This window comes from Thioclava indica (assembly GCF_000714545.1).
GTDB lineage: Bacteria > Pseudomonadota > Alphaproteobacteria > Rhodobacterales > Rhodobacteraceae > Thioclava > Thioclava indica.
The window spans coordinates 139,712-155,142 of record NZ_AUNB01000018.1 but is presented as its reverse complement, the minus strand read 5'-3'; the positions used below and the strand labels follow the sequence as shown (position 1 = coordinate 155,142).

Sequence of the window (15,431 nt, the reverse complement as noted above, 5' to 3'; positions counted from 1 at the left end):
CGGACATGACCTTTGCAGTCGCAGCACCAGAGGCATTCCAAAGTGCGGGCGGAGAGCGGACATTCGCTGCACCTTTGACGTATGTCCGCTTCCGCACCGAGACCCGATGCCTATCCGATCAATTTACGGACTGGGTCATTGTATTGAATGCAGAGGCGATCAAGACAGCTCTAGTCCAACTAAGTCCGCAGTCGAATTTCCCATTCTAATTTTACCATACGACGCTGGATCATCTTTTGAGCGACCTTTAAGGCGATTGCGATAGCAGTCGAGCTCTCTTCCAAGGTGCCAAGAGTTTGCTCTGGCTTTCGAAGGCCTTTAGGAAAAGTTAGCGCTTCACCAAGCCAGATCGGTATATCTTGCGCTCCATGCAGAAACTCACTTCGAAATCGATACAATTTGCGGAACTCACCAACGGCATTGTCTTCATTTTCACCTTTTAATAGTGCCTGAAGCCGCCCAGTTAGCAGCCCTGTTGTTGATCGTTCAGAGGGATCTGTAAGAAAGCATTCAATAGCCGATACGGCCCACAACAACGTCGAGGCAGAGTGGTAATTATGCGAGAGTGCCTTAATAAGGTAATTTAGGCCCCTTATGAAAGGATTGAGCTCTCCGAGGTCGCCGTTTTCGGAGGCCCCGAGGATGAAAGAAATTGTCTCAGCTAGATCGAGTTGCTCTAGAAAGAAGCGCTCCGGATGAAGGTGCTTCATGCTTATATAGATTGGAAAATTTGTATAATGCGGGGTTTCGCAAGTAGAAATTTCGGCGACATAGGATCGCGAGAAGAAGTTTCCCTGTTGAGCAAGAATGCCAGAAACAACGCAAATGTGAGAGAATAGCGTAAGATCGTCGAACAGAGTTCGTTTAAAGACTATGTCCATTAGGCTGTTGTATTCCGAACCGACGCCACTTCGGCGTGAAGCCATTTCTTTGGAGATACCGTCTTCCGCAAGACAGTCCAAAGTATGAGCTTTGTACTGCTGCGAAACGCCGCCACGCAGATTCACTGAAAACTCAAGGCCGCAGACAGTTCCCACGGATTTCCTCCTAGCGTAAGCCAAATGTCTATCGTCGGTAGATAGAGCTCGTACTGTAAAAGCCGCATCAGGGGCTATCTTGCTGCGAAACTGATCACTTAGCTTGATAAAAGGCTGTAAGTCAGCACCAGGTGCTTCAAGAGAATTACCTGTTGTTCCGACAAATACGGCGCGAGGTTCTCGTAGAAACACTTGATTGCTCTCCTCTGACACACCCCAAGTAGTAGGCCTTCTTCGGTCATGCTCGTCTGATGGGAACATTTGATCAAGCATCTATCGGCGCCGTCTGTCTTCTATTGCTACGGGGCCTGCTATGGGCCGATGGCGAGACTTACAAAGGTCGCTCCCTGCGCTTAACTACCCGTGATACAAAACCCAACACAGGTCAATTCCCCCCCCTCACCGCAAAATCGGCGGCTTGCTGGGGTCCATGCCGGGGGCGGCTCCGGGGGTGATTTCTTGCACCTCTTCCTCGACCGGCTCGGGGATGTGCAGCACCAGACCTTGATCGAGCAGCAGTTGCGCGGCCGGGTCGTCAGGCTCCAGGAAGGTTACGTCCAGTTCCCCCGCATCGAGGCCCGAGAAGGTCAGCGCCTCGCCCATCGCCTTGGCGATACCGGGGCGGAAATGGTCGTGCGCGCCGATCACGGCCAGCACATGGCCGCGATGGCCGTCCTCGTATGTCACACCGCCCAGCACCGCCGCCTGCGCGAGACCCGCCAGTTGATCGAGCTTGGCTTGATAGGCGGGCATCAGCAGCGCCAGCACGGCAGGCGACAGCGCGGGCGCACTGAAGGCGACCGGGCGGCCCTGCGCCTGCGTCGGGGTGTTGGCCAGCGTCTCGGTGAGCCAGTCGAGCGCCTCGGGCGGCAGCAGCATCGCAGACTCCGCCACACCAAGGTTGACGCCAAGGCCGATCCCCTCGCCCACCAGATGCTGCGCAATCACGCGACCGGGCAGCGCGGCGTAGGGCTGGGCGGCATCGGCAAACTCGGCCATGCGCTCTTCGGTATCAAAGACCAGCACGAAATCGCCCTCATCGGCGGCAAAAACCTGCGGCGTGATGTTTTCATCCTCGGGCTCGGATTCCAGCAGCAGGAACAGCTCGGCATCCGCCAGCCGGTCATAAATTGCCAAACGTTTGGACTCATTGTCAGGCTCGGCCAGCATCGCGGCATGGGCGCGGTCATAGGGGGTCATGTCAGCTCCTTCACACGGGCGCGCAACGCGGGGATCAGATCAGCCTCAAACCACGGGTTGCGTTTGAGCCATCCCGTATTGCGCCAGGACGGATGAGGCAAGGGAAAGAGGCGCGGCGCATGATCGCGCCAACTCGCCACGGTGTCGCTGACATTGCGCGTGCCCAAGTGCCAACGTTGCGCGGCCCCACCGATTACCAGCGTCAGATCGGGCGGGCCAAGCTCGGCCATCACCTTTTCACGCCAAGTTTTCGCGCAAATCGCGGGCGGCGGCAAATCGCTGCCCTTGGCGTCATAGCCGGGAAAGCAAAACGCCATCGGCACGATCGCGATGCGCGCGCGGTCGTAAAACGTGGCCTCGTCCAGCCCCATCCAGTCGCGCAGCCGATCCCCCGAGCGATCCGTAAAGGGCCGCCCCGTCTCATGCACCCGCACCCCCGGCGCCTGTCCCACCACCAAAACCTTTGCCCCGCGTTCAAACCACACCACCGGGCGCGGTTCATGGCGCGTCGCGGTGGCGCGGAATCGCTGTGCGCAGATCCGGCAGGCGCGGATTTGCTCTTGAAGTGTGGCGCTCATCGTCTTCGATCCAGAAACAAACCGTTCCTCATTGCTTTACCTAGTCGTAAACGGACATAATGATGCCTAAATCGACGCATAGGTTACTTTATTAACCGAGTGCTCTCATGATGTTCTAGCGCACAGAAAGTGCGGGGCCCGCAACAACTATGCTCGAATTCGAAAATGTCTCCAAGTCCTTCTGGACGGGCAAACAGCGCAAGGTGATCCTTGATCGCGCCAGCTTTCGCGTGGAACTGGGCAATTCACTTGGGATTCTGGCCCCCAACGGCACCGGCAAGACCACGCTTATCAACATGATGGCGGGCTTGGAAAAACCGGATGAGGGCGAGATTCGCAAATCCTGCCGCGTCTCGTTTCCGCTGGGGTTTATGGGCGGTGTCGTCTCTAAACACAGCGCGCGCGAAAATGCGCGTTTCATCGCGCGGCTTTACGGGCTTGATCCCGATTATGTCGAGGCATTCTGTCGCTGGCTGACGGGAATCGACGAGTATTTCGACATGCCGGTGGGCACCTATAGTTCGGGAATGCGCTCGCGGTTTACGTTTTCTCTGCTTTTGGCGCTGGAGTTTGATATCTACCTGATCGACGAGGGGATGCCCTCGACCACCGATGTCGAGTTCAATCGCAAGGCGGGCGCGATCTTGCGCGAACGGCTGCGTGACACCACCGTTATCGTGGTCTCACACCAGCCTGCGACGCTGGAGAAATTCTGCCGCTCGGCGGCGGTGCTGCGCGATGGCCAGCTATATATGTTTGACACTTTAGAAGAAGCGAAGCGGATGTATGACTACCACTCCTAAGGCTCAGAAATACCGCATCCGTCGTGAGGCCCCCGTGCTCGCGGATGGTCAAACGCCGCCCAAGGCCCCCGCCCCCGGCGCGGCGAAACCGCCCAAGGCTGCGATCACAGGCGCCTCGGAAAGTGCCAAAGCCGATGATCCGGCCGCGATTTTTGAGCCCCAAGACGACGGCTTTGGCAATGAGAAATACCCCACGGCAGCGGGTGGCGGCGATGTGATCGGTGCCGGAGAGCTGACGCTTGAGGAAGAAATCGCGCGGGTGCGCGCTGAGGGGCTGACAGGGCGTCAACTCCGACTGGCGCGTCGCATGGCGCAAAAGCACGGCATTCAGGCGACCTCTGATTTTGAGGCCGTTCTGCTGCTGCGTCGGCGTGGCATCGACCCGTTTGATCGCTCTAATATCGTGGCGCTGGTCAAGCCCCATGATGGCGCGGATACCACTTCACGCGCCTTGGCGCGCACCGATGGCGCGGGCGCGGATACGCGCGTGCAACTGCCCCAAACGACCAAGCCCGGACAGGTTCCCTCGACAGAGGTGAACGCCTCTGATCATCGCGCCGCGCAGATCCTGAAAATTCAACGCGACATCGCCAAACGGCGTCGCAGCAAGCTGGGGCTTTTGGCCGCCCGGCTGATGTTTTTCGTGTTCTTGCCGACGATTGTTGCGGGTTATTACTACTACGCGATGGCAACGCCGATGTATGCGACCAAATCCGCTTTTGTGATCCAAAAGGCCGAGGGCATGGGCCAATCGGGGCTGGGCAGCCTGTTTTCGGGCACGCAGCTTGCGACCAACCAAGACTCGGTGACGGTGCAATCTTATATGCAATCGCGCGATGCGATGTTGCGGCTGAACAAGGATCTCGGCTTCAAGAAAGTGTTTGAAAACCCCGATATCGACACGCTGCAACGCCTGCCTCCGAATGCGTCGGATGAGCAAGCCTATCGGCTGTATCAAAAGAACGTCAAGATAGGCTACGACCCGTCTGAGGGCATCGTCAAAATGGAAGTCGTCGCCCCCAATCCGCAAATTTCGCAGAAATTTTCGGAAGCCCTGATTTCGTATGCAGAACAGCAGGTTGACCAGCTTACTTCACGTTTGCGCGGCGACCAGATGAAAGGCGCGCGCGAAAGCTACGAGGATGCAGAAGCCAAGGTTTTCGCCGCTCAGGCCAAGGTGCAAAAGCTGCAAGAAAAGGTCGGCATTCTTGACCCGGTCAGTGAAAATACAATGGTGATGACGCAGGTTTCGGGCTTTGAAACCGACCTGCAAAAGAAGAATCTTGAACTCGGTCAGTTGCTTGATAACCCACGCCCCAACCAAGCCCGCGTTGACGGCGTCAAAGGCGACATTGCACGCCTTAAGGCGACTATCGAAAAACTGCGCAACCAGTTGACGCAAGCTAAGGGAACGGGCGAATCCCTCGCCGCCGTGACGGGGCAGTTGCAGATCGCACAGGGAGAATTGCAGACCCGTCAGATGCTGCTATCGGCTGCCGCGCAGCAGATGGAGACCGCCCGGATCGAGGCCAACAAACAGGTGCGCTACCTTGAGATGGGCGTGCGCCCGATTGCGCCTGATGAGCCGACTTATCCGCGCGCATTTGAGAACACACTGTTGGCTTTCCTGATCTTCTCGGGCATCTATCTGATGCTGTCGCTCACTGCCTCGATCCTGCGCGAGCAGGTTTCAAGCTGAGCCGCCCCAAAGCTGCGGAGAAGGCCCATGAAAGACGTGAAAATCGGCGGTTTGACCGTCTCCAACGATCGCCCGCTGACGGTGATTGCGGGACCGTGCCAGTTGGAAAGTCGCGATCACGCGCTGATGATCGCCCAAGCAATGGCGCGGGCCTGCGACGAGGCGGGCGCGCAATTCATCTTTAAGGCCAGCTATGACAAGGCCAACCGGACCTCGCTAAAGGGCGTGCGCGGTCTTGGCATCGACGAGGGGCTCAAGATCCTGTCGGATGTGCGCGACGAGCTGGGCTGCCCGGTTCTCACCGACATCCACGACGCCGAGCAGGCCCGCACCGCCGCGCAGGTGGTCGATGTGATCCAGATCCCTGCCTTCCTATGCCGTCAGACCGACCTGCTGCTGGCGGCCGGCGAGACCGGCTGCGTGGTGAACATCAAGAAGGGGCAGTTCCTTGCGCCTTGGGACATGCCCAATGTGGCCGCGAAAGTGGCCTCGACCGGCAATGACAAAATCCTGCTCACCGAGCGCGGCACGTCCTTTGGCTATAACACTTTGGTGGCCGATATGCGCGCCCTGCCCGAGATGGCGCGCACCGGCTATCCGGTGATCATGGACGCCACCCATTCGGTGCAACAGCCCGGCGGGCAAGGTGGATCGAGCGGCGGGCAGCGCGAATTTGCTCCGGTGATGGCGCGCGCCGCGGTCAGCCTTGGCATCGCGGGCGTGTTTATCGAAACCCACGAGGCCCCCGACACCGCGCCCTCGGACGGGCCGAATATGATCCCGCTCGATCAGATGGAGAGACTGGTTCAGGTGCTGATGCAATTCGACCGTCTGGCCAAGGACGACCCGATCCGGCTGTAAGCCGTGCGGGCGGGCCGGAAAAGCGGCCTGCCCAAGCAATTCGTTACGCGCGATAGGCGCTCTGACGCTTTAGCATCCAACCCGGATATTCCGCAGGCAAAGCGCTGACATCGTCCAGGGTTTTCAGCTCGGCGTCACTCAGTTTGACCTTGCTCGCCGCGATATTGTCGGCGAGCTGATCGACACGCTTGGCCCCCACGATCACGCTCGTCACCGCGTCTTGATGTAACAGCCACGCCAGCGCGATCTGGGCTACCGACACGCCTTTGGCCTCGGCAATCGGGCGCATCGCCTCGATCACATCATAGGCGCGATCCTTGTTGACCGGCGGGAAGTCGAAATTGGCGCGCCGCCCGTCGCTGCCTTTGCCCTCACGGTCATATTTGCCCGACAGGAAGCCCCCGGCCAGCGGGCTCCAGACCATCAGGCCGATCCCGGTATCTTTCAACATCGGTACGATCTCACGCTCCAGATCGCGCCCGGCCAGCGTGTAATAAGCCTGCAAGGACAGGATCGGGGCCAGTTGGCGCGCCTGCGCGATGCCGACCGCTTTCACGATCTGCCACGCCGCCCAATTGGACAGCCCGATATAGCGCACATGCCCGTGCCGCACGAGCGTATCCAGCGCCTCCAGCGTTTCTTCAATCGGCGTGTGGGCATCAAACCCGTGAATCTGATACAGGTCGATATGATCAAGCTGCAACCGTTCTAGGCTGGCCTTGCACTGATCCATGATGTGATAGCGCGAGGCACCGCGCGCATTCACCCCCTCGCCCATCGGCCCGAGCACCTTGGTGGCGATCACGACATCCGCGCGCGCCACGCCAAGGTTTCTCAGCGACTGGCCAAGGATGCGCTCGCTATCGCCGCCAGCATAGACATTCGCCGTGTCGATAAAGTTAATGCCCGCGTCCAGCGCAGTTTTCACCAGCGCGTCGGCCTCTGTCTGATCCAGTTGACCGATCTGGCTCCAGATACCGTCACGGCCCCCAAAAGTCATCGTGCCAAGGCAAAGCTCAGAGACAAACAGCCCGCTTGGGCCAAGACGTTTATAACGCATGAAACTGTCCTTATTTGCGTATCAGATCCGGCAAAATGGCCGGGCATTCCCTATAGATGGGGCGCACCGACATTTTCGCCACCGGTTTCCCGCCAGCCCGTCGCGCACTCTTTTTTGAGTTTCCGGCCAGATGATTGTAGCAAACGCGCGCCCCGACGCAGCGCTGCATCTTTCGGCCCGGTGCGCGTGCCCGGGGCGAAGACCCCCGCTACCAAAATCCAACCTGTAGCCTCTCGTTATGAACGAGGGACCAACGGCGGGCAGGTCACGAGCCTTGCGGCTTACGAGGCCTATCGCGCCAAATTGGCGTCGATCCGCTGGGACGCGACCGACCGAGACCAGCCGCTCACGCCAGCGCGGGTGAGCGCGATCAGCCACCTCATCGCGTGAAAGGGCCGAGATCGCCATCGGGCATTCTCCCTGACCATAGATTTGCACGAAACGCGGGCCGAAACGCGCCATCCTCGTGGGCGACAGGATCGACATCAAGCGGGTAGCACAGCGAGGTTGCCGCCAGCATCCCATGGGTGATCTGCACGCCCTTGGGCCGCCCGGTGGTGCCCGAGGTGTAAAACAACCATGCGAGATCATCGGGGCCGTGGCATTTATTCGCGCTGTGCGCTCTAACCATTGCGCCATATTCGTGCCGTGCCCTCCAGAACCGAGGCATAATTAGCAACCGCCGCGCCCCCCATACTGAGCACTAGCCTATGGCGCGCACCCGGCAGGTTCTCCGGCAAGGCCGCGCCGCGCAGAACGGTGGCGTCCTTCAACGTATCGGGCTCCGCCCAACGCGGCTGTGCCCGCACCCAATGATGGCGACCATCTTCTCCTCCTCTTTGAGGATCAGCATGCTTGCACAAAACCTGTCGCGCCATACCCTAGAATTACGCATGGCTCGCCAGCCTGTGCGCGCGCCGGGCATGACGGGCTATGGAGTTTGAAACCCTCGCCATATCGCGCCCGACTTTTCGAGAAAACCGGCGCCACCAACAAGGCCGAATTCGTCGCCTTCTTCGTGGGGATGCCGGGCGTCAAATCTGAGCCGCGAAACGGGCGCGCAAACGCCCGTCCCGTCGCCTTAGCCGCGATGTACCAAGCTGGCGAATAGCTGCGGGTCAAGGCTGGCCGAGCCGAATGTCTGCCCCTCGGTCAGCACCGCCACCGCATCATGGCTGTGCAGACTTTCCTGATGGCTGGCGAGCACGCGAAAATCACCGATCCGCGGCTCGGCCAGCAGGCGTTGCGCAAAGACACGCACTGCGTCTTCGACAAAGATCGGGTTGGCGGCGTTCAACTCGGCAAAGGCTTGCTCGTCCTCGCGTTTGACCATCACCTGCGTTTCGGTGGGAACGGCGGCGCGCGCCAGCTCGATCAGGTCTTCGAACCACAGGCATTCGCCCGGCTCCACCACTGCCGAAATCCGCGCCACAGAGCGTTGCGAATGCGGCGTAGCAAGCTGGCCTCGGGTTGCGCGGGCATGCTCAGAAAGTTCCAGCGAGCACGGGCAGGTCGAAGAATAGACGTAGTCGAGATGGATCACCTTGGTGCGCGCACCGCCCATGTCGATCAGCTCCAGCGCGATGTCGTAATACTGCCAGCCCTCAAGGCCCGAGCGCAGCGACGGGCGTTTGACCGGGAAGGAAAACCGCATCATCAACCGCGCATCAAAGCTCTCGAGATCGTCGAGATAATCATCCAGCGCCGCTTCCATCACCTCGAAGGAGAAACTCTCTTCGGCATGGCTGTAAAAGCTGCGCATCACGCGGCTCATGTTGATGCCTTTTTTCTCAGCCTCAAGGCTGACCGTGCCGGTGATTGAGGCCTCAAGCGTCAGATCGCCATTGTCGCGGGTGCGAAAGCGCACGGGCAGGCGGAAATTCGAAATCCCGACATGCTCGATGCGGGTTTTGGCCCCCACGATCAACGAGGCGGGGCCGTTCTGCAGATCGGGAAGGCTGGCCTTATAGGCCTCATCCACCTTGAAATCAGGGTCAAACTGGCGGCTCAGATCGGGGTAATTCGCGACGGCATGACCCGGCAGCAGGCGCGCAATCGCGGGGTCCAGACGCGCGACCTCAACCGGATCTGCAAGGGCAGCCCATGCACGCAGGGTTTCCAGCGCAGTCTTGGCCTCATTCGCATCAGGCGTATCGATCTTACCGTGCACGTTCATATCCTATCCTCCGGTAGCCCCGGTCCCGCATAATATGGGGGGCGAGTGCAGATTGTCCAAGGTGTTACGCCCTGGACCTTCCGCTGGATCACCGCTTAGACAGCCGAAAGCGCACTCACGATATCGGCAACAAGATCTCGCCCATCCTCGATGCCCAGCGAAATCCGCACAAGCCCCGGCGTGATATTGATGGTGGCGCGTTCTTCCTCGCTAAGGTTTTTATGCGTGGTCGTGGCCGGATGGGTCGCGATGGATTTCGCATCGCCCAGGTTGTTGGATAGGCTGACAATTTCCAACGCGTTGAGAAAGCGGAACGCCGCCTCTTTTCCGCCCGCAAAATCAAGCGCGATCATCGTGCCGCCCGAGCCCATCTGATCCATCGCCAGCGCATGCTGGGGGTGATCGATCAGGCCGGGATAGATCGTGCGCGCAAGGGCAGCATGCCCTGCCACAGCCGTGGCCACCGCCGCCGCATTGGCCGCCTGTGCGCGCACCCGCAAGTCCAGCGTCTGCAAGCCCGACAGCAACAGCCACGCGTGAAACGGGCTCATCGCACCGCCGGTATGTTTGACATAGCTTTCCAGCGGGCCGCGGATGAAGTCGCGCGTTCCCAGCACCACACCGCCCAGCACGCGCCCACTGCCGTCAATATGCTTGGTCGCGGAATAGACAATGATATCAGCGCCTAAGGCGACCGCGTTGGAAAACACCGGCGAGGCAAAGACGTTGTCTAACACCACCACCGCGCCGCCTTCATGGGCAATCTGGGCCACGCCCGCGATGTCGACCACCTCAAGGCCGGGATTGGACACGCTCTCGAAGAAACAGATCTTGGTTTCCGGGCGCATCGCCGCGCGCCACGCATCCAGCTTCGTGCCATCGACCAGCGTCACCGCCACGCCGAACCCTTGCAGAATCTTGAGAACATGCAGGCACGATCCAAACATCTGGCGCGCGGCCACTATATGATCGCCCGCTTTCACCAACGAGGACAGCGCCCCATTGACCGCCGCCATTCCGCTGGCACAGGCAAACGCATCTTCGCAGCCCTCGATCGAGGCCATGCGGTCTTCAAACATCCGCGTCGTGGGGTTGCCGTAGCGGGCATAGATGAACTCATCCGCGCCCTGATCGAGAAAGCGCGCCTCGGCGGCCTCGGCCGAGGGGTAGGCAAAGCCTTGGGTCAGAAACATCGCCTCGGCCATCTCGCCATATTGGCTGCGGCGGATGCCGTCATGGACAAGTCTGGTGCGAAATTTACGATCGGTCATGGCGCGCTCCTGCGACGGTTGGTCGCGTTTGGTTTGCGATAGCGCCCCAACTGCGCGGGGTCAACGCTTTCGCCCCCGTCAGCTTGCCCGCTTGCACAGGGTTGCGGGCCGTTACGCACCGCCCCCACGGGAACCGCGCCGCGAAATGCTGCGTTTGGACTTTACAAAAATGCACATAATTTCGGACCTCCCGCCATGCCGCTGTTCAACATTAATGCCTGCGAAACCATCCCCGCCGCCCTGATCGCGCAGGCCGAAACCCTACCCGAGGGCGCACCGATTATTGTGATGGTGCATGGCTATGGCTATTCGCCCACCGATCCCAAACGCGACCCGCACGCCCATATTTTCGCGCTAGAGCCCAGCTATGATCTGAACACCGCCGTGAGTTGGCCGCGCGCTTTGGGGCTTGGTGGACAAAACCCCGGCGAGGGGATTGCGGTCGGCTTTGGCTGGGAATCCACGGGGCGGCTGGCGCGCATTTACGACATGGCCGAGATTGCGGCGCAACGACTGGCGCGCCTCGCGACGCGACTGGCGCTGGTCTCTGGCCGCCCGGTCGGGATCATCGCGCATTCGATGGGGTGTCGGGTGGCGCTGCGCGCGCTGCGTCATCTGCATGAGGGTCGAGTTTCGCGCATGGTGCTGCTGGCGGCGGCGGAATTTCAAAGCCGCGCCGAGGAGGCAATGGCCAGCCCCGCCGGACGCAGCTGCGAGATCCTGAACGTCACGACCCGCGAGAACGATCTGTTCGATTTCCTGATGGAACTGGGCGTAGGGCGCGGCCGCGAGCGCTGCATTGGCAACGGGCTGACGCGCCCTTTGCGCAACTGGCTCGATCTGCAAATCGACGCCCCCGAGGTGATCGCGACGCTGTGCAATATCGGCTATCCGGTTGGGGTGGCGGATAGGCGGGTCAGCCATTTCTCGTGCTACATGCGCGCGGGGCTGTTTGATCTGTATCGCGCAGCGTTGCGCACGCCCGACCGCCTGCCCCTGCCCTATCTGGCCCAAGCGCTGCCGCAGGCGCAGACCCCGCGCTGGTCGCGCCTGTTTGCGCGCCCGCGCACAGCACCTCTGCGCTTGCCTTTCGTGCATCATAGCGCAGATTGATCCCCAACGCTTCTTGCGAAAGGGACAGACATGATCGAGCTATACTATTGGCCTACGCCCAACGGCTGGAAAATCTCTATCGCGCTGGAAGAGATGGGGCTGGAGTACGAAACCCACCTGATCGACATCGGCGCGGGCGATCAGTTCAAACCCGAGTTTCTTAAGATTTCCCCCAATAACCGGATGCCCGCAATCATTGATCCTGATGGCCCCGATGGCGCGCCGATCTCGATCTTTGAATCCGGCGCGATCCTGCAATATCTCGCGCGCAAGACGGGGCAATTCTATGGCGCGGGCGAGCGTCAGCGCATCGCGGTGGATGAATGGCTGTTCTGGCAGGTCGGCGGACTGGGGCCGATGGCCGGTCAGGCGCATCATTTCCTGAAATACGCCCCCAATCTGGAACCGCCGCAAGACCTGCCCTATGCCAAGGATCGCTACCGCGCCGAGACGGGTCGGCTGTACGGCGTGATGGATCGCCGCTTGGCCGAGAACCGCTACTTGGCGGGCGATTTCTATTCAATCGCGGATATGGCGGCGTGGGGCTGGGCCTCGCTTTGGGAGGGGCAGCAACAGGTGCTTGATGACAAGCCGCATCTGAAGCGCTGGCTGGATGAGCTATCGTCCCGCCCCGCAGTGCAGGCCGGTCGCGCGCTGGGGGCAGAAAACCGCGGCGACAATAGCAACCGCGACGCGCAGAAAGTGCTCTTCAAACGCTGAATATTGCGGTGCGTCCCTATTCCGGGGGCGCACTGTCCTCGCTGGTTTTTTCTATGCCATAGCGCTCAAACAGCTTGGCCTGCGCCATGATAAATCCGATCAGAATGATCGGAAGGCCAAAGGTTTTAAAATCAACCCAGATGCTGTCAGACATCGAGCGCCAGACGATTTCATTTGCCACCGCCAGCGCCACAAACAGCCCGACAAAGCGCTTGGTCAGGATCATCCAGCCCTCGTGCTCCATTGGCAGGGCCTCTTCCATCACCAGCTGCAACCACGCCTTGCCGCGCAGCAATCCCGCGCCAAGGATGCCCGCAAACAGCAGATAGATGATCGTCGGCTTCATCTTGAAAAACACCGGATCGTTGAGCCAGACCGACAAGCCTCCAAAGATCAGCACCAAGACCAGCGTTGCGATCTGCATCGGTGACAGCTTGCCCGTGAGGCGCCACAGGATCAGCGTTGAAATCGCGATCAACGGCACGAACAGCGCGGTCGCCACGATGAAACCGGAATAATCGCGGCCCAGAATTTCGTAATGGCCATCCTTCAAGCGATTAAACGCGATGAAGAAAATCACCAGCGGCCCCCAATCAAGCGCGCCTTTCACCCAAGGGGATATCTTTTTGCCTGCCATCTGCCTCTACCGTCCTGCCATTTCCACAATCACCGCACCCACCGCGATCAGCGCCATCAATGCCGTGCGCCGAGGCCCAACCTTTTCGCCCAGCACCAGCCAGCCGATCAGGGCGGCAAAGACCGTCGAGGTCTCACGCAGCACCGCCGCCTCGCCCACCTTGTCCAGCCGCGTCGCCAGCATGATCGCGCCAAAGGAGAAATAGGCAACAATCGCGCCGATAACACCCCTTTTCAGCAAAGGCACGATTTCGCTACCGGGCAACCGCACCCAGCGCCGCGCCGTCACGATGGGCATGAACCACCCATCGATGAAGAAAAACCACGCCAGAAAGGTAAACGGATCGGCGGTCGCGCGAATGCCATAAGCGTCATAGGTGGTGTAAAGCGCGACGAACGCCCCCGTCGCCACTGCAAGCGCCAGCGCAGGCACCATCGTCTCGCGATTAACCGTGATGGTGCGCAGATTATAAAGCGCCAAGCCGTAAATTCCCGCGAGCAACACACCGACCCCGGCCCATTGGCCCCAAGTGAAATGCTCGCCAAAGACGATTCCCGCCCCGATCACCGCAAAAAGCGGGGCGGTGCCGCGCACCACGGGATAAACCACCGTGTAAGCGCCGCGCGTGTAGGTCATCGCCTGCAACAGCTTGTAACAGACATGGATCACAAAAACGGTGGCGAAGATCGGCCACATGAAGGGCTCGGGCCAGGGCACCACAAAGAGCGCAATCGGCGCGGCCATGATCCCGTAGCTTGCATCAATCGCGGCGCGGCTCAGCCAGGGATCATGCCGCCCCTTCTGCAGCGCGCCGAAAAGCGCGTGTAAAAACGCCGCCAGCAATGCCAAGCCCAGCGCCAGATGATGACCCGTCTCGGTGCCGGAAATTGAAATAATCCAATCGCTCAAAGCGGAATCCCTATTGTGATCGCGCCAGGGGGCGCTGCCCCCTCTGGCCTCACGGCCATTCACCCCCGGGATATTTCTGTCAAGAGGAAGAGAGGCGTCCTGCCTTCCTCTTGATCAAAATATCCCGGGGGGAGGGCGTAGCCCGGGGGGCAGCGCCCCCTACCCGGTCTCAGCTTTCCAGTCCGACGAGGGCTTGGGCAAATTCCTCGGGATCGAAGGGGGCGAGATCATCGATTTGCTCACCCACGCCAATCGCATGGATCGGCAGGCCAAAGCGGTCGGCCAAAGCCACCAGGACGCCGCCCTTCGCGGTGCCGTCGAGCTTGGTCATGACAAGGCCGGACACGTCGGAAATCTTGCGAAACACATCGACCTGTTGCAGCGCATTCTGCCCCGTCGTCGCATCCAGAACGAGCAGCGTATTATGCGGTGCCGTATCGTCACGTTTGCGGATCACGCGCACGATTTTGGCCAGTTCCTCCATCAGATCGGCGCGGTTTTGCAACCGCCCGGCGGTGTCGATCATCAGCAGATCGGCGCCGTCTTCCTCGGCCTTTTTCATCGCATCGAACGCCAGCGAGGCCGGGTCCGATCCCTCGGGCGCGGTCAGAACCGGCACGCCTGCGCGTTCGCCCCAGACTTGCAACTGCTCGACGGCGGCGGCGCGGAACGTATCGCCCGCTGCAATCACCACCTGTTTGCCAGCGGCGCGAAATTGCGAGGCCAGCTTGCCAATTGTCGTGGTCTTACCCGAGCCGTTGACCCCCACCACCAGCACGACTTGCGGTTTTTTGGGATAGATCGGCAGCGGTTTGGCCACCGGCTCCATGATGCGCGCGATTTCGGCGGCGAGCAGGCTTTTGATTTCCGACACGGACAGCTTGCGCCCCATCCGCCCCTCGGCAAGGTTGGCGGTGACGCGCAGCGCGGTATCAACGCCCATATCCGAGCTGATCAACAGCTCTTCAAGGCTTTCCAACATCGCATCGTCAAGCACGCGGCGCGGTTCTGCCTCTTTGGCATCGCCACCGAAAATGCGCCCCAGAAGGCCCGGTTTTTTCGGGCTGGGGTCGGGGCGCGGGGGGGCGGGCTCCACATCAAGCGGGGCTTTGGCGATCTGCGCGTCTTTCTCGTGAACTGGTTCGGTTACGGGCGCGGGCACATAGCCCGGCGCAGGAAAAGTCGGATCGGGAAGGTTGACCGTTTCACCCTCATCCGGGCGCAGGTCATCGGGCTCTGGCGGCGGGGGCGCGATCTCGTCTTCAACGGCATTTTCCGCCACGATATCTTCAAGCCCCTCTTCAAGCTTGGAGGAGGATCGCGTCAGTCGGGTTTTGAGCTTTTTGAAAAACGACATCTCGACAGGC

Annotated in this window: 14 protein-coding genes and 1 pseudogene; 5 read left to right on the top strand and 10 right to left on the bottom strand. The window is 60.3% G+C overall.

Annotated elements, in window-relative coordinates:
* Positions 1 to 179: 179 nt before the first annotated feature.
* From DT23_RS19395 to DT23_RS06855, 3 genes are all read right to left on the bottom strand, one after another.
* Positions 180 to 1,310 carry a hypothetical protein gene (locus DT23_RS19395; protein WP_156023876.1) on the bottom strand — a complete coding sequence of 377 codons (1,131 nt, stop codon included), beginning with the start codon at positions 1,308 to 1,310 and terminating at the stop codon, positions 180 to 182.
* 126 nt (positions 1,311 to 1,436) lie between these two features.
* Positions 1,437 to 2,237 carry an SseB family protein gene (locus DT23_RS06860; protein WP_038129723.1) on the bottom strand — a complete coding sequence of 267 codons (801 nt, stop codon included), beginning with the start codon at positions 2,235 to 2,237 and terminating at the stop codon, positions 1,437 to 1,439.
* Positions 2,234 to 2,815 (bottom strand): uracil-DNA glycosylase family protein, encoded by a 582-nt coding sequence (locus tag DT23_RS06855; RefSeq protein ID WP_038129721.1) that lies wholly within the window; start codon positions 2,813 to 2,815, stop codon positions 2,234 to 2,236. Before DT23_RS06855 ends, DT23_RS06860 begins: the two co-directional genes overlap by 4 nt.
* A 149-nt stretch (positions 2,816 to 2,964) precedes the next feature.
* On the opposite strand from DT23_RS06855, the gene DT23_RS06850 reads away from it, so the two are divergent.
* From DT23_RS06850 to kdsA, 3 genes are read left to right on the top strand one after another with little or no spacing between them, the layout of a single operon-like run.
* On the top strand, positions 2,965 to 3,618 hold the full coding sequence (locus DT23_RS06850) for an ABC transporter ATP-binding protein (protein ID WP_038129719.1): 654 nt from the start codon (positions 2,965 to 2,967) through the stop codon (positions 3,616 to 3,618).
* Positions 3,602 to 5,317: a KpsE/RkpR family capsule polysaccharide export protein gene (locus DT23_RS06845; RefSeq protein ID WP_038129716.1), complete on the top strand. Its 1,716-nt coding sequence runs from the start codon at positions 3,602 to 3,604 to the stop codon at positions 5,315 to 5,317. Before DT23_RS06850 ends, DT23_RS06845 begins: the two co-directional genes overlap by 17 nt.
* Before the next feature lie 27 nt (positions 5,318 to 5,344).
* On the top strand, positions 5,345 to 6,178 hold the full coding sequence (gene kdsA / locus DT23_RS06840) for a 3-deoxy-8-phosphooctulonate synthase (protein ID WP_038129715.1): 834 nt from the start codon (positions 5,345 to 5,347) through the stop codon (positions 6,176 to 6,178).
* A gap of 43 nt (positions 6,179 to 6,221) precedes the next feature.
* Here kdsA and DT23_RS06835 read toward each other — a convergent pair whose 3' ends face one another.
* From DT23_RS06835 to DT23_RS06815, 4 genes and pseudogenes are all read right to left on the bottom strand, one after another.
* Entirely contained in the window at positions 6,222 to 7,238 is a 1,017-nt protein-coding gene (locus DT23_RS06835) for an aldo/keto reductase (protein ID WP_038129713.1), read from the bottom strand.
* A gap of 324 nt (positions 7,239 to 7,562) precedes the next feature.
* A pseudogene (locus DT23_RS19960) lies at positions 7,563 to 7,833 on the bottom strand (AMP-binding protein); the annotation flags it as partial.
* A 486-nt stretch (positions 7,834 to 8,319) separates the two neighbouring features.
* Positions 8,320 to 9,414, bottom strand: a complete 1,095-nt coding sequence (gene folE2 / locus DT23_RS06820) for a GTP cyclohydrolase FolE2 (RefSeq protein WP_038129709.1) — start codon at positions 9,412 to 9,414, stop codon at positions 8,320 to 8,322.
* Between the two features lie 95 nt (positions 9,415 to 9,509).
* The gene (locus DT23_RS06815) at positions 9,510 to 10,685 is read right to left on the bottom strand and encodes an aminotransferase class V-fold PLP-dependent enzyme (RefSeq protein WP_038129706.1); all 1,176 of its coding nucleotides are present in this window, start codon (positions 10,683 to 10,685) and stop codon (positions 9,510 to 9,512) included.
* A gap of 195 nt (positions 10,686 to 10,880) precedes the next feature.
* Between DT23_RS06815 and DT23_RS06810 the strand changes: the two genes are divergently transcribed.
* Both DT23_RS06810 and DT23_RS06805 read left to right on the top strand, forming a co-directional pair.
* A complete protein-coding gene (locus tag DT23_RS06810; protein ID WP_038129705.1) occupies positions 10,881 to 11,798 on the top strand; it encodes an alpha/beta hydrolase in 918 nt (305 codons plus the stop codon).
* Between the two features lie 30 nt (positions 11,799 to 11,828).
* Entirely contained in the window at positions 11,829 to 12,518 is a 690-nt protein-coding gene (locus tag DT23_RS06805) for a glutathione S-transferase N-terminal domain-containing protein (RefSeq protein ID WP_038129703.1), read from the top strand.
* Positions 12,519 to 12,534: 16 nt separating this feature from the next.
* On the opposite strand, the gene DT23_RS06800 is transcribed toward DT23_RS06805, so the two are convergent.
* The 3 genes from DT23_RS06800 to ftsY form a co-directional block, all read right to left on the bottom strand.
* Positions 12,535 to 13,155 (bottom strand): inner membrane-spanning protein YciB, encoded by a 621-nt coding sequence (locus DT23_RS06800; protein WP_038129702.1) that lies wholly within the window; start codon positions 13,153 to 13,155, stop codon positions 12,535 to 12,537.
* Positions 13,156 to 13,161: 6 nt separating this feature from the next.
* Entirely contained in the window at positions 13,162 to 14,064 is a 903-nt protein-coding gene (locus DT23_RS06795; RefSeq protein ID WP_038129701.1) for an EamA family transporter, read from the bottom strand.
* A gap of 169 nt (positions 14,065 to 14,233) precedes the next feature.
* Positions 14,234 to 15,421: a signal recognition particle-docking protein FtsY gene (gene ftsY, locus DT23_RS06790; RefSeq protein WP_038129699.1), complete on the bottom strand. Its 1,188-nt coding sequence runs from the start codon at positions 15,419 to 15,421 to the stop codon at positions 14,234 to 14,236.
* Positions 15,422 to 15,431: the final 10 nt, after the last annotated feature.

Bases quoted from the DNA above. Each gene is read 5' to 3' on its own strand.
- DT23_RS19395 (WP_156023876.1), bottom strand. From the start codon at position 1,310: ATGCTTGATCAAATGTTCCCATCAGACGAGCATGACCGAAGAAGGCCT.
- DT23_RS06860 (WP_038129723.1), bottom strand. From the start codon at position 2,237: ATGACCCCCTATGACCGCGCCCATGCCGCGATGCTGGCCGAGCCTGAC.
- DT23_RS06855 (WP_038129721.1), bottom strand. From the start codon at position 2,815: ATGAGCGCCACACTTCAAGAGCAAATCCGCGCCTGCCGGATCTGCGCA.
- DT23_RS06850 (WP_038129719.1), top strand. From the start codon at position 2,965: ATGCTCGAATTCGAAAATGTCTCCAAGTCCTTCTGGACGGGCAAACAG.
- DT23_RS06845 (WP_038129716.1), top strand. From the start codon at position 3,602: ATGACTACCACTCCTAAGGCTCAGAAATACCGCATCCGTCGTGAGGCC.
- kdsA (WP_038129715.1), top strand. From the start codon at position 5,345: ATGAAAGACGTGAAAATCGGCGGTTTGACCGTCTCCAACGATCGCCCG.
- DT23_RS06835 (WP_038129713.1), bottom strand. From the start codon at position 7,238: ATGCGTTATAAACGTCTTGGCCCAAGCGGGCTGTTTGTCTCTGAGCTT.
- folE2 (WP_038129709.1), bottom strand. From the start codon at position 9,414: ATGAACGTGCACGGTAAGATCGATACGCCTGATGCGAATGAGGCCAAG.
- DT23_RS06815 (WP_038129706.1), bottom strand. From the start codon at position 10,685: ATGACCGATCGTAAATTTCGCACCAGACTTGTCCATGACGGCATCCGC.
- DT23_RS06810 (WP_038129705.1), top strand. From the start codon at position 10,881: ATGCCGCTGTTCAACATTAATGCCTGCGAAACCATCCCCGCCGCCCTG.
- DT23_RS06805 (WP_038129703.1), top strand. From the start codon at position 11,829: ATGATCGAGCTATACTATTGGCCTACGCCCAACGGCTGGAAAATCTCT.
- DT23_RS06800 (WP_038129702.1), bottom strand. From the start codon at position 13,155: ATGGCAGGCAAAAAGATATCCCCTTGGGTGAAAGGCGCGCTTGATTGG.
- ftsY (WP_038129699.1), bottom strand. From the start codon at position 15,421: ATGTCGTTTTTCAAAAAGCTCAAAACCCGACTGACGCGATCCTCCTCC.